We start from the raw sequence: 20,746 nt of genomic DNA on the forward strand, positions 1-20,746 counted from the left end.
TCTCGCGCTGCTTCACCAGCTCCCGCTCCCACGGTGCCCCGAACGCCGTCGAGTTCCTGGAGGGCGCTCTCGCGCGAGCCGTCGGTGCCCGGCGTCTCGCGCGGATCACCGCGCTGTCCGGCACCCGCGCCCCTCGCCGGTGCCCCGGGCCGTCAGGTCCGCGTTCGCCGGAGCCTCTTCCGCTTACCCGCGCCGTTCCTTTGACAACAGAAATACCGCTTCTGTACTCCGGTAGTTCCGCTGCCTCGCAGCGTGTACGACCCCAATGTCGCGCACCCGGCCTCTTCGGTCCAGGTGTCGACTTGCGTTTTTCCCTGAATAAGGAAAAGAAAATGCAGAGGAGTTCAGTCATGACGAACGAGCAAGCCAACTGCGACACGATGGTCGCCGATCCGGTGGTCGGCGACGGTTGCCGGAGGTACGTCCTTCCCCGGCAACGGCCGGGCGACAGTACCGGTGATGCTCCGCGCGTCGCCGAACTGAAGTGCAAAGTGGCCGAACTGGAGAGCCAATTACGGGATCTCCGGCGAACGAATGACACGTTGAAGATGCACGTTGCGAAGGCGCTCGGACTCCAGCTCGATTCGCCGATCCCCGGTGCCGGCTTCGAGACGACCCGCGGCGGGAAAGCCGCGAACGCTGTCGCGGTCTCCCGGCGAACCGCACCGGGCGCAGTTCGCGGAGTCGAAACACAGGTCCCGAAACCGACGGAGACGCCGACCGGGGTGGAGTTCCGGGTGCTCGGCCCGGTGGAGGCGGCCGTCGCCGGCCGTCGGATCGATCTGGGAGCGCCGAAACAGCGCGCGGTGCTCGCGCTGCTGGTCAGCCAGGTGGGTCAACCGGTGTCGGTGGATGTGCTGCTGGAGGAGTTGTGGGACGGGAGCCCGCCGCCGTCGGCGATTACCTCACTGCATGCGTACGTGGCCAACTTACGGAGGGCGTTGGAGCCCAACCGGGCGCCACGGAAGCCGGCGAGTGTGTTGCGCACACGAGGCCGCGCCTATCTGCTGGACAGCCGCATGGTCCAGGTGGACGTCCATCGCTTCGGCGACCGCGCCATGGCCGGCTGGCAGGCACTGGACCGAGGCGATCCGCAGCGGGCCCTGCGTGAGTTCGATGCGGGGCTGGCACTGTGGCGAGGGCAGGCGTACGCGGAGGTGGCCGACACGACTCATGTGGCGCCGGAGGTCGTGCGGCTGGAGGAGTTGCGCCTGTGGGCGATCGAGGGGCGTTGCGCGACCCTGATCGCCATGGGGGCGCACGAGATAGCGGTGTCCGAACTGGCGGCCTTCACACAGGCCCATCCGCTCCGTGAATACGGCTGCGAGCTGTTCAGCCTGGCGCTGTACCGGGCAGGGCGGCAGGCCGACGCCTTGGCCATGCTGCGAGCCCATCAGAAGCGGATGGCGGAGGAGCTGGGGATCGACCCCAGCCCGGCGCTTCAGCACCTGGAGCGGGAGATACTGCATCAGGCCCCGAGCTTGGGGTGAAACCGCCCGCGGTTGGCCGCGAACATCTCCTCGCCCGCTTTCCTCAGCCGGTGGACTTCGCTTGCTGCCTGTGGTGACGCGGCCTCATGGCCGGTCGCCGCAGGCAGCGCGAAGTCGCGGGTCCGGTTTACCTCACACCGCTTCCCGGAGTTGAGACGCCGTGCGCTGAACTCGGGAGCGGACGTGGCCGAACGCGAGGAGCACTGAGATGTCGGTCAGGACGGGCAAGTGGTACGGGAACGGACGAGGGCCGACCATGTCGGGCGGGCCACCGTACCCTCCGTCCGCGTTCTGGCGCGCGAGCAGCCAGGACATGGCGCGCCCGACCGGCCGGACCTCGGCCCCGTAGCACAGCGTGATCAGCGCGTAGGCGGTGCTGATCTCGTCGCTGGGGTCGCCGGGCTGCATTCCCCAGCCGCCGTCGGGGTTCTGCGTCTCGTACACGGAGCGCTCGATCCGCTCGGCCATACCGGCCGTACGACGGTCGTGCGGGTCGGCGGTGCATGCGGCCAGACGGGCGCGGAACATCGTGTGCAGGCGACTGCGGCTCCACCCCGGCTCGAAACCGCCGTCGGGCAGCTGGCTGTCGGCGAGGAACGCCAAGGCGCGTTCCCTCGCGGGTGCCGTGGCGGGATGCGGCGCCAGCCCGTTGACGGCGGCAGCCGTCATGCACGGCTCGGAGGGGGCGCCGGCGACGTAGGTGGGGAACCCGCCGTCGGTGCCCTGCACGGCCAGCAGCGCGTCCACCCCGCGCCGCACGGTGCCACCGTAGGAGACCGGATCGGTCTCCTGCAGGAACTCCAGGACGCAGGAGGTGCAGTCGACATCGTTCTGCGCCACGCCGGGGCCGATGGACCAGCCGCCGGTGAGCGCCGCTCCGCGGGACAGCGAAAGGGAAAGGGAGCGCAGTGAGTCGTCGACCCGGTGGGCGGCGAGCTTCCCCGCGATCGTCTGCAGCAGAGCCGGTGGGGCGCCGGCGGCGGCGAAGGCTATCGCGGCAGTCGACGTGCACCAGTTCTGCATCTCCAGCACGAACGGAAAGCCGCCGTCGTCGCGCTGATGCCGCAACAGTGTCTCCAGGCCGCTGCGCACGGTCGCTTCCTGCCCGGGAACACCGGCGAGCCCGTGCAGCGACAGCAGATGCAGCAGCACATAGCCCTCCCACACCGTCGTCGCCGGACGCGTGGCGTTCAGCGTGTTCAGCGCGGCGGCGGTGGCCTCGTTGCTGACCCCTGCGGCGGAGGCGAGGATCAGCGTCACGGCGGCCTGCTGGACGGCGGCCCATGAGTGCATGGGGTCGGTGGGGGCCTCTTCATCGGCCGCCGGCACGATGCCGGGCGGCAGCGGGCACCCGAGCACCGACAACACGGCGTACAGCATCCGGCGGCGGCGGGCGGAGATGAACTCCGGTGCCGCGCCGAGCAGGGCATCGGTCAGCTTGTCGATGAGGTCGGTGTCATCAGCGGGTGACCGGTCGGCGGCCCGACCCACTGCGAGCGTGGCCAGGACACGGTCGAACTCCCGCGGGGTGTCGAGGTGACCTTGAAGGAAGGCGAGCACGCCGTCCCGAGCGGGCGAGGCCATACCGATGCGCGTCATCAGCGTCAGCGCGAGCGCCGATTCCAGCACTCGGCTCTGACATTCCTCACGAATCGCGCCGTCGGGGTCGACCCTGCTGCCGACATGTGCGACCAGCGCGGATGTGGCCTTGCGCACCTGCCCCGGGCTGACTTCCGAGGGCCACGGCAACGGGGCCGAATGCGGTGAATTCGGTGGCCTCATGTCATGCTCCTATCTGGTGCCTGGGATTCGTGATGGGCCCGGGGACGGCACTGCGTGACCGCCGAACGCCGAGGGGCCGGAATTTCGGCACACCGTGGCGCGCCGTGACCGTCTGCTTTCGGTTGGAATAGCAAGAAACCAATGTCAGTGCCGTAACAGGTCAAGCAGTTCGACATGGTCGGCGCATACGGATCGGCGCTCGCGCCGAAACCTCCGGGCCGGGCCCAGCCGCCCTGCTCGTCGTGGTGTCCTCGTCGTGGCGCTCCATAGAGCCAAGGTTGTGACAGAGAGCTTGGCCGGTACTGTTCCGCGACTTGGCGCCGGCTTGGCAACAGGCTGCTGTCGAAGATCAACGGCATCGGCACCTGGCAGGCGGAGGAATTCCCTCCCCTTTGTTCCGCTTGGGATAAGGGGAATTGTCTTCCGGCGCCGGGCGAATACAGCGAGCGGTGTGAGAGGGCCCGAGGAGGATCCGGCGTTCACGCGGCTCTCACCGACGATCAGTCCGGCCGCCAGCCGCCGGCTGTGGGCCGGGAGGGCCCGTCCCGTACCTGGAAGCGCACCACGCGCCGGACACGGCGCAAGACGATTGATCACAGGTGAACGGGTGAGCCTTCGGGGCCATCGACCGGAATCCCGTCGGCCACCGGAGTGAAGTGGTGGACCGGCGTGAGGTCGTCGGTGCGCGCGTGGCAGGTATCCCCCTGCTGGGCGGCCAGCCGGTGGAGCGCCGGCCGGCGCCGGTCGGCTTCCGCACTCGGAACGAAACGTCATCCAGGAACTGACCACGGACCACCGCGAGGTGGACGACCTCTTCGCGCAGATCGAAGCGCTGCCCGGAGCCGACCCTCAGTCACGCCGATTGGCGGACCGGCTCACCATGGAGCTGATCCGGCACTCGGTGGCCGAGGAGGAGTGACCGGGGGCGCGGCCCGCGCCGTTGCCGGGGCGAGGGCGCGGCGTCGGCGGATCACTCGCCGCGGTACTTCGCCGCCGCGGCCTGCGCGAGGTCCTGCGACTTGTCCAGGGCCGTGTCCACCGACTGCCGCCCGGCGATGGCCGCGGCGATCTGCTCGGAGACCGCCGTACCCAGCACGGCGAACTCGGGGATGCTCAGGAAGCCGATGCCGTCGTAGGGGCGGGGACCGACGCCGGGGTCCTTCGGGTCGGCGGAGTCCGTCGCCGCCGTGTACTCCTGCCGGTACCAGGCGCCGGCCGCCTGCTGGTACTCCGGGTTCTCGTAGAGCGACTTGCGGTTCCCGGCGGGGGCCGAGGTCCAGCCCACCTCCTGGCCGACCAGCTCCTGGAACTCCTTGGAGGAGGCCCAGGAGATGAACTCCCAGGCGGCGTCCTTGTTCTCGGCCGCCTGCTGGATGCCCCAGGCCCAGGTCCACAGCCAGCCGGCCTTCTCGGTCCTCTCGTGCGGGGCCGGGACGTAGCCGACCTTGCCCTTGACCGCGGAACTGTCGGCCTCGATCGACGAGGCCAGCGACGTGGCGTCGTACATCATGGCGCACTTGCCCTGGACGAAACGGTCCAGGATCTCCAGCACACCCATCCGCTCGGCGCCGGGCTGGCCGTGGGAGCGGAGCAGGTCGACGTAGAAGCCGACGGCCTTCTTGAACTCCGGTGAGGTCAGGCGGGCGTTCCAGTCCATGTCGTACCAGTGGCCGCCGAAGGTGTTGACGACCGTGTTGATCGGGGCGAGGTTCTGGCCCCAGCCGGGCAGGCCGCGCAGGCAGATGCCGCTCGCGCCGTCGGTTCCGTCGACCCGGGCGGCGAGGTCGGCGACCTGCTGCCAGGTCGGGTTCGGCGGCATCGTCAGCCCGTCCTTGCGGAACAGGTCCTTGCGGTACATCAGGAAGGAGCCCTCGCCGTAGAAGGGCTCGGCGTAGAGCTTGCCGTCCTCCCCGGTCAGCGAGGACGCCAGGTTCGGGAAGACGTCGTCCTGGTCGAAGTCCTCGTCGGCCTTCACAAAGGAGTCCAGCGGGGCGAGCCAGCCGTTGCCCGCGTAGATCGGCACCTCGTAGGCGCTGACGCTCGCCACGTCGTAGCGGCCGGCCTGGGTCGCGAACTCGCGGTTCATCTCCTCCCGCGCCTCGTTCTCCGGGAGCACGGTGTAGTCGACGGTGATGCCGGTCTCCGCCGTGAAGTGCTTCTTGGTGAGCTTCTTCAGGGTCTGGATCTGCGGCACGTCCGTCGCGAGCACGCTGAGGTCGGCCTGCTCCTCGCCGCCGGGCAGATCGGTGTCACCGCATCCGGCGAGGACCAGACCGGCGGCGACCGCGCCGGCCACGGCCGCCCGGGTGAGGCGGCTCTGTTTCATGACAGTCCGGCCCCTACCCACCTTTGCCACTTATTAGGCATTTCTTGGGAAATGCACTGCTGGCTTTCGGGGCCGGCTTCGGGGCGCCGGGCGGTCACGGCCGGCCGCGTCTCGCCTGGGCGCGTCTGGACAGCGCGTCGGCCGCCACGGCGGCCAGCAGCACCCCACCTGTGATCATGAACTGCACGGCGTCCTGGACCCCGAGCAGCCCCATGCCCGAGGCGATCGACTGGATCACCACCACACCGAGCAGCACCGACCAGGGCGAGCCCCGCCCGCCGAACAGACTCGTCCCGCCGATGACGGCCGCCGCGATGGCGTTGATCAGCAGCATCCCGGAACCGGCGGCACGCGCCGTCGTGGGGCTCGCCGAGGTCAGCCCCGACGCCACGAACAGCCCGCCGACCGCGGCCAGCGTCCCCGACACCATGAACATCGCCACCCGCACCCGCTCCACCCCGATGCCGGCCCGGCGCGCCGCCTCCACCCCGCCGCCGAGCGCGAACACCCGCCGCCCGTAACGGGTGCGGCGCAGCACGTAGTCCGAGACGACCAGGACCACCAGGAAGATCAGCAGGGCGAGCGGCAGCCCCTGGAACCGGTTGAGGGTGACGGCCGCCGCGAAGGCCACCACCGCGAGGAGCCCCGTGCGCAGCCAGATCTCGCCCTCGGAGCGGAAGGGCATCCCGGCCGCCCGGTGACGGCTCCGGCGGCGGCGGGCGGCCAGGACGTACCCGGCCGTGCCGAGCGCCGCGACCGCGTACGCCGCCAGGTCGTCGCCGAAGTGGTGGCTGGTCAGCGAGGCGACCAGCCCCTCCTCGTCGATGTTGATCGTGCCGCTGGCCCCCAGCAGGTAGAGCGTCAGGCCGTTCCAGATCAGCAGCCCGGCCAGCGTCACCACGAACGCCGGCACGCCGAGCCAGGCGTGGAAGACCCCGTGGAAGGCGCCCACGGCCGTCCCCACGGCCACCGCCACGATCACCGCCAGCCACTCCGGCACCCCGTGGTTCACGTTCAGCACGGCGAACGCCGCCCCCGCCAGACCGCTGACCGACCCGACCGACAGATCGATCTCCCGGATCAGCAGGACGAAGACGATGCCGACGGCGACCAGCCCGGTCCCGACGATGTCCACGCTGAGGTTGGACAGGTTGCGCGGCGAGAGGAACTTGTCGTCCAGCCCCTGGAAGACGATCCAGATCACGATGAGCCCGGCGATGACCAGGAGCGGCCCCCGCTCCCCGTCGCGCACGCCGGCGCGGACGTCCAGGGCGTACTCCCGCAGGTTGTCCTGCCAGCCACGGGTGCGCCGCTCGCCGTCGGCGGTGACCGGTCCGGCGCTGCCCGGCCCGCCGTCCCGGTGCGGCCCGCCGCGGCTCACGGCCACGCCTCCTCGTCGCCCTTCGAACGGTGGGCCACGGCGTTGTCCGCCGCCCCCGTGACGGAGGAGATGATCTGCTCCTGGGTCACCGTGCTCACGTCGAACAGTCCGTTGTTGCGGCCCAGCCGCAGCACGGCCACCCGGTCCGCGACGGCCTTGATGTCGCCCATGTTGTGACTGATGAGGATGATCGCCATGCCGCGGTCGCGCACCTCCTCGATGAGGTCGAGCAGATGGCTGGTCTGCTCCACGCCCAGGGCGGCGGTGGGCTCGTCGAGCAGCAGCACCTTGGGCGCGCCCATGAGCGAGCGGGAGATCGCCACGGCCTGCCGCTGCCCGGCCGACAGCGCGGCGACCGGCACCCGCACGTCGGGGATGCGGATCGACAGGGCGTGCATCAGATCACGGGCCCGGCGCTCCATCTCGACCTCGTCGAGGATGCCCACCCGGTCGATCTCGCGACCGAGGAAGAGATTGCCGACGACGTCCAGGTTGTCGCACATGGCGAGGTCCTGGTACACGGTCGCGATGCCCAGGGCGTGGGCGTCGTGCGGGCGTTTGATCTGCACGAGGTGCCCCTCCCACTCGATGACGCCCCGGTCGGCGGGGCTGACCCCGGAGATCACCTTGATGAGCGTGGACTTGCCCGCTCCGTTGTCACCCGCCAGGGCCACGACCTCACCGGCGCGGACCTGGAGGTCGACGTCGACGAGCGCCTGCACGCCGCCGAACCGCTTGGTGATGCCGCGCAACGCCAGCACGGGGGGATGGGCCACGGGGAACCACCTCGCTCACCGGGTGAGCCCGGCCCGGGCGCAGGCCGAGCGGAGCTTCGGGGTGCAGATCTGGTCGATGGTGTAGACGCCGTCCCGGACGAGCGTCCGGCCGATGGTCTCGCGGGTCACGGCGATCGGGTCGAGCAGCACCGCCGGGACGTCCTCGGTCGTGGGACTGTCCACCTGCGCCGTGACCAGGGCGTCTACGTCGTTGCCGCGCGCCAGGGCGACGGCCATCGCGGCGGCCGCTTCGGTCTCCAGCCGGAACGGCTTGTAGACGGTCATGTACTGCTCGCCCTCGACGATCCGCTGCACCGCGTCGAGGTCGGCGTCCTGGCCGGTGACCGGCGGCAGCGGCGAGACACGGGCGCTCTTCAGCGCCGAGACGACACCGGCCGCGATCGAGTCGTTGGCGGCGAGCACTCCGTCGATCCGGCCCGGGCCGAGGGCGCTGATCGCGGCGGACATGTGGTCGTGCGCGTTCTCCGTACGCCACCCGATGGTGTCGTACGACTTCAGGATCCGCACCTCGTTCCGGAGGACGGCCAGGGATCCGCCCTCGTACCAGGCGGCGTTGGGGCTGGACGGATCGCCGTTCACCATGACGACACCGCCGCCGTCGGCCCTGGCCCCCATGCCCTCCAGGAGCGCCTGGCCCTGGAGTCTGCCGACCTGGGCGCCGTCGAAGCTGACGAAACCCGAGATCGGGCCCTCGGCGAGCCGGTCGTAGGCGACGACCGGGATGCCCTCGCGCTTCGCCGCACGCACCGAGGAGCGCAGGGCCTTGGGGTCGACGACGTCCAGGATCAGAGCCGACACCCCTCGGGTGATCATGGAGTTCATCTGCTGCCGCTGGCTCGCCGCGTCGTTCTCGGCGTTGGCGTACACGAGTGTGCAGTCGGGGCACAGCTCCTTCAGCCGCTTCTCGATCAGGGGCTTGTCGGACTTCTCCCAGCGGGGCACGGCCCGGCTCGGCAACAGCAGCCCGATGGTCAGCTCGTCCTCGCCCTCCCCGCCGCCGTCGGTGCACCCGGCGAGGGACACGGCCAGGATGAGCGCCAGCAGCCCGGCGGCGGCGCGCAGACCGAGGCCGCGCATCAGGGACCTCCCTCGCGGGGCCGGTTCCGGTGCGGGGGCGGGTCCGCGACCGGGTCGCCGATGTGCTCCATGGCCCGGTCGAGTCCCACGGCCTGCTCGCCGTCGCGGCCTGCCGTCCGCTCGTCGTGGCGGTCTGTGGCGGGGCCGTCGTGGCCGTTCGTGGCGCGGTGGGTGCCGTGGTCGTCGTGGCGGTCCATGGCGCGGTCGTCGTCGTGGCGGCCGGTCTCCTGCTCACCGTCACGGTCCGCGGCACGGTCGCCGTGCCCCTCCGCCGTACGGTCGTCGCCACGGTGCCGGCCCTGGTCGCGCGACCTGCGGCGATCGCGGTCCCGGTTCCGGCCCAGGCCCCAGCTGCGGTCCCGGCCCAGGCCCCAGCCGCGGCCCGGCTTCCGCTCCTCCTCCGGCTCGGCCTCCGGTTCCTCGTCCGGCTCCGTGCCGCGGTCCGGGTCCCCTTCCGGACGAGTGACGACGATCTCGCTCCAGACCTGCTTGCCGCCGCCCACCGGCACCGAACCCCAGGCCGCCGACACGGCCTCGACGAGGAAGAGCCCGCGGCCGCCCGTCGACTCCCAGTCGACGACCACCGGCTTGGCCGGCGCCCGGGGCGAGGAGTCGCTCACGGTCACCCGCAGCCGGTCCGCCGCCAGGGTCAGCTCCACCCGGACCGCGCCCTGGGTGTGCACCAGCGCGTTGGTGACCAGCTCCGACACCACCAGCAGGATGGTGTCGGCCTCGGCGGCGATGCCCCACGAACGCAGGGTGCGCGCACTGAACCTGCGGGCGTGCATCACCGCGTCCGGCAGCCGCCACACCACCCAGCCCGTCCGCACGGGCCGTACCCGCATCCCGTCGTAGCGCAGCAGCAGCACCGCCACGTCGTCCTCACGGCGCCCGGCCTCGCCGAGCAGCTCGTCCGCCATCCGTCCCGGGTCGGCGGGATCGGCCGCGGCGAGTGCCCGGCGTACGAGCCGCATCCCCTCGTCGACCTGCAGATCGGCCGACTCGACCAGGCCGTCGGTGACCAGCGCGAGCACCGAGCCCGGGGCGAGCGCGAGGGCGGTGAGGGGGAACTCCGCGTCGGCGAGGACGCCCAGCGGGAGCCCGCCCTCGACCGCGATCTCCGCGGTGCCGCCGTCGGGATGCCGCACGAGCGGCGCCAGATGCCCGGCCCGGACGAACAGCGCGTTGCCCTCCTCCATGTCCAGTTCGGCGTAGCAGCAGGTGGCGAACAGGTCCGTCTCCATGCCGACGAGCAGCCGGTTGGCGTGCGCGACGACCACGTCCGGCGGATGCCCCTCCACGGCGTAGGCCCGGACCGCCGTACGCATCTGGCCCATGATCGTCGCGGCCCCGGCGCTGTGCCCCTGCACGTCCCCGATGACCAGGGCCACCTTGCTCTCCGACAGCGCGATCACGTCGTACCAGTCGCCGCCGACCTGGAGACCGCGCCGGGCGGGCAGATAGCGGGCCACGGCGGTGCCGCCGGGCAGCTTGGGCAGTCGGCGCGGCAGCAGGCTGCGCTGGAGCATCGTCGCGAGTTCCTGCTCGGCGTCGTAGGCGTGGGCGCGCTTCAGGGCCTGCCCGACCAGGCCGGCGGTGGCGGTCAGCAGGGCCCGCTCCTCGGGGGCGAACTCGTGCGGGGTGTCCCAGCCGACCAGGCAGACACCGGCCACACCGTTCTTGGCCGGCAGTGGCAGCACCGCGAGCCCGCCGGGCCCGATCCCCGCGAGCCCCGGTTCCAGCGCGGAACCGACCGGCCACAGGCTCACCCGGCCGTCCCGCAGCGCCGCCTGGAGCGTGGGCAGCGCGGTGACCGGCGCGTCGGGCCATTCCGAGCGCCACTCGCGGCGCCACAGCTCCGGCCAGGCCCCCGCACCCGGCGGATCGAGCACAGTGACCGCCAGCCGGTCCTCCAGCAGCTCGGCGAGCGCCACCCGGTCGGCACCCAGCGGCTCGCGCAGCGCGGCGACCACGACACGGCTGACGTCCTGGACGGTCGTGGCGTCGTCGAGCGCGGCCGTCAGCCACTGGATCCGGGCGACGTCGCTGGCGCTGCGGCGCAGCACGGGGGCCGCGCTCACCACGCCCAGCACCCGCTCCGGGGTGCCCTCGGGCCCCTTCAGCACCCGGCAGCTCAGCCGGAGCCAGCACAGCTCACCGGTGGGCCGCCGGATACGGAACTCCAGCTCACGCCGGCCGGGGGTCTGGGCGGACGGCTCGATGACCGACATCAGCGCGGGAACGTCCTCCGGGACGCTGTACGAGAGCAGCGTGTCGGTCTTGCCGTCGAAACCGCCCTCGGGGATGCCGACGAGTTCGAGCAGCGCCGGATCCGTCTCGACCAGCCCGGTGCCGGGCGACAGGGCGAAGGACCCGACCCCCAGGGCGCGCAGGGCCGAATCCAGCAGCGGTGAGGGCGCCGACCGGTCCGCCTCGCCCCGCAGCCGCTCGGCGACGGCCTCGGCGTACCGCTCCAGGAACTCCCGCTGCTCGGCCCCGAACCCCTCCCCGGCCTCGCCCACCACGACCAGACATCCCAGCCACCCGCCCGCGGCCCCCAGCGGCAACGCCCCGAGCGGGGCGGAGGCCGCCGCGCCTTCCTCAGGCCCGAGCATCACACTCGCGAGCCACACGGCCCGCCCCCGCCGGTACGCCTCGGCGACGGCGGGGCAATCGCCCCCGGCGCCGGCCTCCCCCGGAGGCACCGGGGCGGGGGAGCCCCCGGAGGCGACAGGCGATGACGGCCCGGGGGCGGCGCTCGCACCCGTGGCCGCGGAACCGGCCGCGACCGCCACCCGCCCCGGCAGCCGGTACCGCTGCTCGGACTCGGCCCCTGCCGACTCCACCAGCCGGAGCTCCGCCCCGTCCTCACCGCGCACGTACACCGCCGCCAGCGTCACCCCCGCGAACGCCAGCAGCCGCGCTCGCGCGGCCGGTTCCGGAGCGGGACGAGGCGGACGGGTGCCCCCGTTCCCCGGCGCCCGAAGACCGGGGACCGCGGCCCGGGCATCGCCGTAATGGGGCATGTCCGCATCCACCTCCCGTCCATGCCGAAGCCACCGGCAGGTGGGAGTCCCCGTAACTCAGGCGACGACGACGCGGGCACGGGACCGGCGGCGCGGGGTCGCGCCTCCCATGGCGGATCCACGCCGCTCATGAGCGGCAGGGCACCCTCACAACAGAATCGCACACCTGGATAACAGCGACATATGGGGCGACCGGACCGGTTGGGTCAGTAGGTCCGGCGGGTTCCGATCACCCACTCACGACCCCGGAACGCCGCTCGCTCAACCCGGCGCGGCCCGCACCGGAACCGGCGGATCGCCACAGCGGGTCCGGTCACCGGGCTCCCCGGTCACCGGACCCGCCCCGTCCGCCCCCGTCAGCCCACCCGGCAGGGCAAGCTGCTCGTGCTGTCACCGCCCGGCCCGGAGGCGACGTAGCCGAAGGTCGTGCTCTTGCCCGGGGCCAGGGAGCCGTTCCAGTCGGCGTTGTGGACCATCACCGCCTGGCCGTTGTAGGTCGCGCTGCCGCTCCACAGGCTGTCGACCCTCTGGCCCGCCGGGAGCCTCCAGTCGACCATCCAGCCGAGCATCGGGACCGTGCCGGTGTTGGTGACGGTCACCTCGGACTGGTAGCCGCCGTTCCAGGTGCCCGTGGTCTTGCGGGTCGCCGTGCAGGTGCCGGGCACCGGCTCGGTCGGGTTGCCCGGCTCCTTGATGCCGGTCACCTCGCCGTTGCCGCCGTCGAAGACGACGTCGGAGCAGGAGTAGAAGGTCTCCTGGCTGTCGGAGCGCTGCCAGACCATGTAGATGATGTGGCGGCCCGACTTGTTGTCGGGGAGCTTGCCCTTCCAGGCGTAATTGGCCTCGACCGTGCCCGGGGAGCCGTTCAGCGGCGGGTGGTCGACCGAGAGGAAGGGCTGGGCCTCCATGTCGTTCCAGGTGAGCGTCTTCGTCGGGTCGAAGCCGTCCTTGGTGATGTAGACGTAGAACCAGCCCGGGTGCGCCGCCCAGGCGTTGTACGAGAAGTCGACCGTCGCGCCCGAGGTGAGATGGGTGAGCGGCCAGTCCTTGCTGGGCGTGTTGAACCCGGTGAAGTTGGTGTTGCCGCCGCTGCACAGCTCGCCGTCCGGTACGAAGCCCTTGGTACGGCCGGCGCCGTCCGAGCGCAGCACCGAGAACCAGTTGTAGAACGGCGTGGTGCCGCTGACCTGCTGCGCACCCCGGCACGCGGGGTTCACCGGCTTGATCTCACCGGTGTCGGTCAGCCCGTCCTGCCAGCACAGGAACGTGCGGCTGCCGGGCTTCATGGGTGTGCCGTGCGCCTCCGCCTCCCCCCCCGGCCGTCATGACCAGGCCGAGGGCCGGGACGGTGACGAGGAGGGAGAGCAGCACGAGGAAGAGGGCTCTGGTCCGGGCGGGGAGTGTTAAGCGGGACATCGGGGATCCTCCCGACTTGCTTGTCAGGATCATGACAGCACCGTCCGTTCGTGGGGGTACGGACCTGCGGATGTATGTGCGCGGTGCGCGGAGTGGGAGCCGCTCCAGGGCGGGTTCCGGTCCACCGTTATGGGAGCGCTCCCACCCCGCCTGTTGCGGAAGTTAGCGTCCAGCGGTCCAGATGTAAACGGCCCCCGCGCAAGCGCGTCGACGCGAGCCCCGTGTCTCCCGGCGGTGCGGCGGCCGGAACGGCGTGAGGGCCCCTCCGGGTGACGGACGGCGCGCGCTTCCTCGCGCTGCTCGCGGATCAAGAGGTCTTCCGTCTGACGAGGCGTCAGCCTCCCTGCCCGGCCCAGGAAGGCGCCCCCCAAAGGAAGTTGACTTTACTTTCCCTTTGCGGTTGGCTGCGGGATCGACCATCAAGATCCGGGGGGATCCTTTGAACCGCATCATCCGCGGAGCCGTCTGCTCCGTCGCAGTGACCGGTCTCGCGTTCGGCCTCAGCTCCTGCTCCGAGGCGGTCGACCAGGTCGACAAGGCCGTGGACGAGACCTACGAGGTCACCTACGAGGTCACGGGGAAGAACATCGACTCGATCGAATTCCACGGCGGCGGCGGCAAGGCCATGGATCCGAAGATCGAGACGGTGTCCAAGCCCGAGCTGCCGTGGAAGAAGACGGTCACGCTGCGCGGCATCATGCCCGCGGCGGTGATGCCGGTCGCCGCGGATCCCGAGGGTGCCCAGCTCACGTGCAAGATCATCCACAAGGGCAAGGTGCTTGAGGAGCAGAGCGCCGACGGCCTGGTGACCGCGGGCGGCTGCACCGCGGAGTCCCCGGTCACGGGCTGAACCGGGGCAGGACCGATGGGAAGGCGCGGCCTGCGGGCTGCGCCTTTCCCGTGTGCCGGCCGAACCGGTGCCGTCGGTGGCATCCGTGCGGTTCTCCGGACGCCCGCGGCCTTCACCGGCGTCGCTCGCCCAACACCGCTTCCAGCCAGTCCAGTTGACGCCGCACCTGTACCGCGTCACCCCCCTCGTGCCCGTTGAACGGATACGCGTGGATCTCCTTGCGCGGGTCCGTCCCCGTCAGCTCGGCGTACCGGTTGAAGGCGGCGTACGTCCCGCTCGGCGGGCACACCGTGTCCCGCAGTCCCACCCCGAAATGAGCCGGAGCCTGCGCGCGCCGGGCGAAGGAGACGCCCTCGACGTAGGACAGGGTGCGACAGGCCGCGTGCTCGGCGCCCCGGTGGACGGACAGGTACGCGGCGATCTCGCCGTACGGGCCCACGTCGGTGAGGTCGAGGGCGCGGCGGATGCCGCACAGCAGGGGCGCGGTGACCAGCACGGCCGCCAGGTCCGGGACGAGCCCCGCCACCGCCAGGGCCAGTCCTCCGCCCTGGCTGTTGCCGACCGCCACGGTCCGCCCCGGATCGACGCCGGGCAGCCCCCGCACCGCCGCGACCGCCCGCACCGCGTCCGTGATCAGGCGCCGGTAGTGGTAGTCCGCGGCGGAGAGCAGCCCGCGCACCGCCGGCCCGGGCCCGCCCGGCGCGGCGGCGTGGGGATCGGGCGTGTCACCGCCGCACCCGTACTGGTCGCCCTGGCCGCGGTTGTCCATGAGCAGATGCGCGTACCCGGCGTTGACCCAGGTGAGGCGTTCATGGGGGAGCCCCCGGCCGCGCCCGTACCCGGCGAACTCGACGACGGCCGGGAGCGGTTCGTCTGCCCCGGCAGGCAGGCTGAACCACGCCCGCACCGGGTCGCCCGCGAAACCCCGGAACGTCACGTCCCAGGTCTGCGTCAGCCGCAGTCCCGTCTCCACCGGCCGCACCGACACCACGGCGTCCGTCTGTCCGGCTTCCTTCAGCGTGCTCGTCCAGAACGCGTCGAAGTCGGCGGGCTCCGCGATGTCCGGGCGGTGGCGCTCCAGTTCGGTCAGGGGCAGGTCGAACGCGGGCACGGCGGCACCTCGCAGGAGTCGGTGGTCATCCAGAAACTTGCGACGGTCACAGGGGGTCGACCTCAGAGGTCTACCCAGCTTCGACGGTGTTCCAACGCGCCTCAGACGTCCCGCCTGAGTCCCGCAGCACCCATTGACAGCGCTTTCTGAGGCCCATAAGTTGCCGCGAAGTTACCGGTAGAAGCTCGAAAGTTTCGGTTCCGCGTCCCATGCCCACGGGAGGCCCGAGCAATGAGCACGTCCACCACACCGGCCCCGCCGGGCACCCAGGACCCGCCTCCGGCCCGGGCCGCACCCCGCCGCGGCAGACGGACGCCCGCCCGGACCGGCTGGCGGCGGGCGCTGCGCCGCGACTGGCAGTTGTACTCGCTGGCGATCCTGCCGCTGCTGTTCTTCCTGGTCTTCCGCTACCTGCCGATGATCGGCAACGTGATCGCCTTCCGGCGCTTCGAGCCCGGAGGGTCGATCTTCGGCGAGGAGTGGGTGGGGCTGCGCTATGTGCAGATGTTCCTCAACGACCCCACCTTCTGGCAGGTGTTCCGCAACACCCTGTGGATCGGCGGGCTCACGCTGCTGTTCTGCTTCCCGGTGCCGATCGTGCTGGCGCTGCTGCTGAACGAGGTGCGCCGGCGCTCCCTGAAGCGGTTCGTGCAGTCGGTGTCGTACCTGCCGCACTTCCTGTCGATCGTCATCGTCGCGGGCATCACGATGCAGATGCTCGCCAGTGACGGACCCCTCAACCACGTCCTCGGCCGGCTCGGCCACGAACCCATCCGCTTCATCCAGGAACCCGAGTGGTTCCGCACGATCTACGTGGGCTCGGAGATCTGGCAGACCGCAGGCTGGGGCACGATCCTCTACCTCGCCGCGCTCACCACGATCGACGAGGACCTGTACGAGGCGGCGCGGATCGACGGCGCCAACCGCTGGCAGCAGATCTGGCACGTCACCCTGCCCGGCATCCGGCCCACCATGGTCACGCTGCTGATCCTCAACATCGGCACGTTCATGGCGGTCGGGTTCGAGAAGGTCCTGCTGCTGTACAACCCGCTGACGTACCCGACCGCCGATGTGATCTCGACGTACGTCTACCGGGCCGGTGTGGAGTCCAACAGCTTCAGCTACGCCGCCGCCATCGGACTGTTCGAGGCGGTCATCGGCCTGGTCCTCATCACATCCGCCAACCAGCTCTCGCGTCGCACAGTGGGGACGAGCCTGTGGTGAAGCCGAGCCGTGCCTACCGGGTCTTCCAGGGCGTCAACGGGGTGATCCTCACCCTCGTCGTGCTGGTGACCCTGTATCCCTTCGCCAACATCCTCGCGCGGTCCTTCAGCGGGGAGCGGCAGATCCGGGCCGGTGAGGTGACCCTGCTGCCCAAGGGATTCAACCTCACCACCTACAAGATCGTGTTCCAGGACTCGGTGTTCTGGCGGAACTACGGCAACACCGTGCTGTACACGGTCGTGGCGACGGCCGTGGCCATGGTCCTGACGACGTGCTACGCCTACGTGCTGTCGAAGAAGCACCTCAAGGGCCGTGGCGTGCTCGTCGGCATCGCCGTGTTCACGATGTTCTTCACCGGCGGCCTCATCCCGAACTACATCCTGGTCACCAGCCTCGGACTGAAGAACAGCGTCTGGGCGATCGCCCTGCCGAACGCGATCAGCGTCTTCAACCTGCTGGTGATGAAGGCCTTCTTCGAGAACCTGCCGGCCGAACTGGAGGAGGCCGCGCAGATCGACGGCCTGAGCACGTACGGCGTCCTCCTCAGGATCGTCCTGCCGTTGTCCAAGGCGGTCGTGGCGACGATGGTGCTCTTCTACTCGGTGTCCTTCTGGAACTCCTGGTTCAGCGCGTTCCTCTACATGGACCGGACCGATCTGATGCCGGTCACGGTCTACCTGCGCAACCTCATCCAGGGCGCCACGGGCGGCGGCAACGCGGGCGCGGGCACCGAGCAGCTCAGCCAGGTCGGCGCGAACATCCAGTCCGTGACCATCGTGCTCACCGCCCTGCCGATCCTCTGCGTGTACCCGTTCGTCCAGCGCTACTTCGTCTCGGGCGTGATGCTCGGCGCGGTCAAGGGCTGACGCGGCTTCCCCGACTCGTCTACGGAACAAAGGAGTCTCCGTGCAGAAGCAGAACGCAGGACAGCTCTCGCGGCGCCAGATCCTCGCCGCCGCCGGGTTCGTCGGCCTCGCCACGGTCACCGGCTGCGGCAGCGGCGACGACGGCGGGGACGGCAAGGACCTGTCCAGGAAGCAGAACGGGGCGATGAAGAACTACCGGGCCGGGCAGCAGTTCAAGGCCGCCGAGCCGCTGTCCTTCTCGGTGCTGCACAACAACAACCCCGTCTACCCCATGAAGGACGGCTGGCTGTTCTGGAAGGAGCTCACCGAGCGCACCGGCGTGACCCTCAAGCCGGTCGACGTCCCGCTCGCCGACTACGAGAAGAAGCGCAGCGTCCTCATCGGGGCCGGGGACGCCCCGTTCCTCATCCCGAAGACGTACCACCCCTCCGAGGTCGCCTTCGTCTCCTCGGGCGCAGTCCTGCCGGTCAGCGACTACGTCAAGCTGATGCCCAACTTCCGCGAGAAGGTGCGCAAGTGGAAGCTGGAACCCGAGCTCGACTCCATCCGCCAGTCCGACGGCAAGTACTACCTGCTGCCCGGGCTGCACGAGAAGGCCAAGGCCGGCTACTCGCTGTCCTTCCGCACGGACGTCCTGGACAGGCACGGCCTCACCCTTCCCACCACGTGGGACGAGGTGTACGACGTCCTCAAGGCACTCAAGGACGAGCACCCCGGCACGTACCCCTTCTCCGACCGCTGGAGCACCAACACCCCCTTCCCTTGCGGCGCCCTGTTCAGCTATCTCGGCCAGGCCTTCGGTGTCAGGGCCGGCTGGACGTACGACAACATCAGCTTCGACCACAAGGCGCAGAAGTACGTCTTCACCGGCGCCCAGGACGGCTACCGCCAGATGGTCGAGTACCTGCGCAGACTCGTCGCCGAGAAGCTCATGGACCCCGAGAGCTTCAGCCAGACCGACGACCAGGCCGTGCAGAAGCTCCTCGCGGAGAAGTGCTACGCGATGAGCGCCAACCCGCAGGAGCTGGTGCAGAACTACCGCTACAACCTGGAGAAGCAGGTCGAGGGCGCGAAGATCGAGATGGTCCCGGTGCCGCTCGGACCCGCCGGGCCCGTGGTGCTCGGCGGCAGTCGCCTGGAGAACGGCGTGATGATCTTCAGCAAGGCGCTGAAGAGCGACAGCTTCGTCGCCATGATGCAGTTCGTGGACTGGCTCTGGTACTCGGACGAGGGCCAGCGACTGGCCCGCTGGGGCGTCGAGGGCACCACCTACACCCGCTCGGGAAGCCAGTACAGGCTCAAGCCCGGCATCAGCCTCATGGGCTCCGACCCGGACGCCCCGAAGGACATGCAGAAGGACTACGGCTTCTATAACGGCGTCTTCGCATACGGCGGCAGCTGGGAACTCGTCTCCTCGATGTTCGGCCCGGACGAGAAGAAGTTCCAGGCCGCCATGGCCCGGCGCGAGCAACTGCCCATCGACCCCGCCCACCCGCTCCAGTCGTTCGAGCAGGAACAGGCGACCCTCTGGGACACCCCGCTGAAGGACACCGTCATCCAGAACACCCTCCGGTTCGTCCTCGGCAAGCGCCCGCTGTCCCAGTGGGACGCCTACCTCGCCGAGCTGAAGTCGAAAAACATGCAGCAGCTCGTCGACCTGCACAACAAGGCGTACGAGCGCTTCCGGAAGGAGAACGGGTGATCAGCGTTCCCGACGCGCCCTGCCGGGGGGCCGCAGCATGAGCACCGTAGGCGCCTCCGCCTTCGGAACCGGGACCCTCTCCCGCGCCTCCGCCCTCGTCCACACCCTGCTGACCGTCGAGGCGCTGCTCCTCCTCACCGCCTCCCCGGGCCTGGCCGCACTGCTGCTGCTCGACCCCGCCGCCGCCAACCTCCCCCTCGCGGCCCTGTGCCTGCTGCCCCTCGGGCCCGCCCTGTCCGCCGCGCTCTACGCCCTCCACCACCGCAGCCGCGACCTCACCGAACTGCACCCGGCCCGCGCCTACCTGCGCGGCCTGCGGCTCAACGCCGTACCGGCACTGAAGCTCTGGATCCCCCTGCTGGTCTGGCTGACGGTCATCGCTTTCACCCTCACGCACTTCTCCGCCACCGGCCTGCCCGGCTGGTGGGCGCTGCTGCTCGCGGCGATCGGCGCCGGCTGCCTCCTGTGGGGTGCTCACGCACTCGTCCTCACCTCGCTCTTCGCCTTCCGCGCCCGGGACACCGCCCGCCTCGCCGCGTACTTCCTGTTCCGGCACGGCCGCGCTACCCTCGCCGTCGCCTCCCTGCTGGTCCTGACGGCCGCGTTGGCGGCCCTGCTGACCGAGGCCCTGCCGGCCCTGCTGGCCGCCCCGCTGCTGCTGTCCCTGCTGCACGGCAGCCGCCCGGTGATCGCCGAGACGCGGAAGGACTTCACCGCATGAGGCACAAGATCCGCTACGGCGGCGACTACAACCCCGAGCAGTGGCCCGAGGAGGTCTGGGACGAGGACCACCGCCTGTTCACCCGGGCCGGCATCGACACCCTCACCGTCGGCGTCTTCACCTGGTCCCTCACCCAACCCGGCCCGGACGCCTACGACTTCACGGTCCTGGACCGCATCCTGGACCGCGCGGTGGCCGAGGGCCGCCAGGTCTGCCTGGCCACCGGCACCGCCGCCCTCCCGCCCTGGCTCGCCAAGCGGCACCCCGAGGTCAACCGCACCGACTTCGAGGGCCGCCGCCACCGCTACGGCCAGCGCCACAACTTCTGCCCCAGTTCACCGGCGTACCGCGACCACGCCACCGCGCTGGCCTCCCGGCTCGCCGAACGCTACGCGCCCCACCCGGCCCTGCTCGCCTGGCACATCAACAACGAGTACGGCGGGGCCTGTTACTGCGACCTGTGCGCCGAGGCGTTCCGGCAGTGGCTCCGGAACCGGCACGGCACCCTCGACGCCCTCAACGACGCCTGGTGGACCACCTTCTGGTCGCACCGCTACACCGACTGGGACCAGATCGAGCCGCCGAACGCCCTCACCGAGCACTGGCGCGGCCCGGACCACACCGCCTTCCAGGGCATCACGCTCGACTACCTCCGCTTCACCACCGACGCGCTCCTCGGCTGCTTCCTGGCCGAGAAGGAGGCGATCCGCGCCCATGACCCGGACACACCCGTCACGACCAACCTCATGGGCCTCTTCCGCCCCCTCGACTACCACCGCTGGGCGCCGCACCTGGACTTCGCCTCCTGGGACAACTATCCGCCCCTCGACGCGCCGCCGACCCGTCCCGCCCTCGCCCACGACCTGATGCGCGGCCTTAGAGGTCGTCTCAACTGGCTTGATCACTAGGCTGTCTGCCGCGATGGAGTGGGTGGGACGTCTGGTTCCGGACGGGCTGTGGGAACTGTTTCAGCGGGT

12 protein-coding genes and 4 pseudogenes are annotated in these 20,746 nt (G+C 70.6%); 8 read left to right on the forward strand and 8 right to left on the reverse strand.

Annotated elements, in window-relative coordinates:
* Window positions 1-350: 350 nt before the first annotated feature.
* On the forward strand, window positions 351-1,490 hold the full coding sequence (locus tag OO68_RS13135; protein ID WP_245236958.1) for an AfsR/SARP family transcriptional regulator: 1,140 nt from the start codon (window positions 351-353) through the stop codon (window positions 1,488-1,490).
* A gap of 132 nt (window positions 1,491-1,622) precedes the next feature.
* On the opposite strand, the gene OO68_RS13140 is transcribed toward OO68_RS13135, so the two are convergent.
* Window positions 1,623-3,206 carry a prenyltransferase/squalene oxidase repeat-containing protein gene (locus tag OO68_RS13140; RefSeq protein ID WP_245236959.1) on the reverse strand — a complete coding sequence of 528 codons (1,584 nt, stop codon included), beginning with the start codon at window positions 3,204-3,206 and terminating at the stop codon, window positions 1,623-1,625.
* 838 nt (window positions 3,207-4,044) lie between these two features.
* Here OO68_RS13140 and OO68_RS43965 point away from each other — a divergent pair.
* Window positions 4,045-4,185: pseudogene (locus OO68_RS43965) on the forward strand (hemerythrin domain-containing protein); the annotation flags it as partial.
* Between the two features lie 57 nt (window positions 4,186-4,242).
* Here the strand turns inward: OO68_RS43965 and OO68_RS13145 are convergent.
* The 6 genes and pseudogenes from OO68_RS13145 to OO68_RS42240 all read right to left on the reverse strand — a co-directional run bounded on the left by OO68_RS13145 (window position 4,243) and on the right by OO68_RS42240 (window position 13,328).
* A complete protein-coding gene (locus tag OO68_RS13145) occupies window positions 4,243-5,598 on the reverse strand; it encodes an ABC transporter substrate-binding protein (RefSeq protein ID WP_033308473.1) in 1,356 nt (451 codons plus the stop codon).
* 94 nt (window positions 5,599-5,692) lie between these two features.
* Window positions 5,693-6,985 (reverse strand): sugar ABC transporter permease, encoded by a 1,293-nt coding sequence (locus OO68_RS13150; RefSeq protein ID WP_033308474.1) that lies wholly within the window; start codon window positions 6,983-6,985, stop codon window positions 5,693-5,695.
* Complete coding sequence (locus tag OO68_RS13155; protein WP_209442574.1) at window positions 6,976-7,755, reverse strand: ATP-binding cassette domain-containing protein; 780 nt, start codon at window positions 7,753-7,755, stop codon at window positions 6,976-6,978. The genes OO68_RS13150 and OO68_RS13155 overlap by 10 nt, the downstream gene beginning before the upstream one ends.
* A gap of 15 nt (window positions 7,756-7,770) precedes the next feature.
* Window positions 7,771-8,853 carry a substrate-binding domain-containing protein gene (locus OO68_RS13160; RefSeq protein ID WP_033308475.1) on the reverse strand — a complete coding sequence of 361 codons (1,083 nt, stop codon included), beginning with the start codon at window positions 8,851-8,853 and terminating at the stop codon, window positions 7,771-7,773.
* Window positions 8,854-9,299: 446 nt separating this feature from the next.
* Window positions 9,300-11,879 (reverse strand): annotated as a pseudogene (locus OO68_RS13165) (SpoIIE family protein phosphatase); the annotation flags it as partial.
* Between the two features lie 356 nt (window positions 11,880-12,235).
* Window positions 12,236-13,328: pseudogene (locus OO68_RS42240) on the reverse strand (lytic polysaccharide monooxygenase auxiliary activity family 9 protein).
* A 406-nt stretch (window positions 13,329-13,734) separates the two neighbouring features.
* Here OO68_RS42240 and OO68_RS13175 point away from each other — a divergent pair.
* On the forward strand, window positions 13,735-14,145 hold the full coding sequence (locus OO68_RS13175; protein ID WP_033308476.1) for an MmpS family transport accessory protein: 411 nt from the start codon (window positions 13,735-13,737) through the stop codon (window positions 14,143-14,145).
* Between the two features lie 112 nt (window positions 14,146-14,257).
* Here the strand turns inward: OO68_RS13175 and OO68_RS13180 are convergent, their stop codons facing one another.
* Window positions 14,258-15,256, reverse strand: coding sequence for an acetylxylan esterase (locus OO68_RS13180; protein WP_033308477.1), 999 nt, complete (start codon window positions 15,254-15,256; stop codon window positions 14,258-14,260).
* Window positions 15,257-15,487: 231 nt separating this feature from the next.
* On the opposite strand from OO68_RS13180, the gene OO68_RS13185 reads away from it, so the two are divergent.
* From OO68_RS13185 to OO68_RS13205, 5 genes and pseudogenes are all read left to right on the forward strand, one after another.
* Window positions 15,488-16,480, forward strand: coding sequence for an ABC transporter permease (locus OO68_RS13185; RefSeq protein ID WP_033308478.1), 993 nt, complete (start codon window positions 15,488-15,490; stop codon window positions 16,478-16,480).
* Window positions 16,474-17,346, forward strand: a complete 873-nt coding sequence (locus OO68_RS13190; protein ID WP_033308479.1) for a carbohydrate ABC transporter permease — start codon at window positions 16,474-16,476, stop codon at window positions 17,344-17,346. Before OO68_RS13185 ends, OO68_RS13190 begins: the two co-directional genes overlap by 7 nt.
* Before the next feature lie 40 nt (window positions 17,347-17,386).
* Window positions 17,387-19,048 carry an ABC transporter substrate-binding protein gene (locus OO68_RS13195; protein WP_033308480.1) on the forward strand — a complete coding sequence of 554 codons (1,662 nt, stop codon included), beginning with the start codon at window positions 17,387-17,389 and terminating at the stop codon, window positions 19,046-19,048.
* 37 nt (window positions 19,049-19,085) lie between these two features.
* Window positions 19,086-19,769, forward strand: coding sequence for a hypothetical protein (locus OO68_RS13200; protein ID WP_033308481.1), 684 nt, complete (start codon window positions 19,086-19,088; stop codon window positions 19,767-19,769).
* A pseudogene (locus OO68_RS13205) lies at window positions 19,766-20,668 on the forward strand (beta-galactosidase); the annotation flags it as partial. The gene OO68_RS13200 and the pseudogene OO68_RS13205, both read left to right, overlap by 4 nt.
* Window positions 20,669-20,746: the final 78 nt, after the last annotated feature.

This window comes from Streptomyces iakyrus (assembly GCF_000717055.1).
Lineage (GTDB): Bacteria > Actinomycetota > Actinomycetes > Streptomycetales > Streptomycetaceae > Streptomyces > Streptomyces iakyrus.

Excerpts from the sequence above, each read along its gene's own strand:
- OO68_RS13145 (WP_033308473.1), bottom strand. The coding sequence starts at position 5,598 with ATGAAACAGAGCCGCCTCACCCGGGCGGCCGTGGCCGGCGCGGTCGCC.
- OO68_RS13135 (WP_245236958.1), top strand. The coding sequence starts at position 351 with ATGACGAACGAGCAAGCCAACTGCGACACGATGGTCGCCGATCCGGTG.
- OO68_RS13160 (WP_033308475.1), bottom strand. The coding sequence starts at position 8,853 with ATGCGCGGCCTCGGTCTGCGCGCCGCCGCCGGGCTGCTGGCGCTCATC.
- OO68_RS13200 (WP_033308481.1), top strand. The coding sequence starts at position 19,086 with ATGAGCACCGTAGGCGCCTCCGCCTTCGGAACCGGGACCCTCTCCCGC.
- OO68_RS13185 (WP_033308478.1), top strand. The coding sequence starts at position 15,488 with ATGAGCACGTCCACCACACCGGCCCCGCCGGGCACCCAGGACCCGCCT.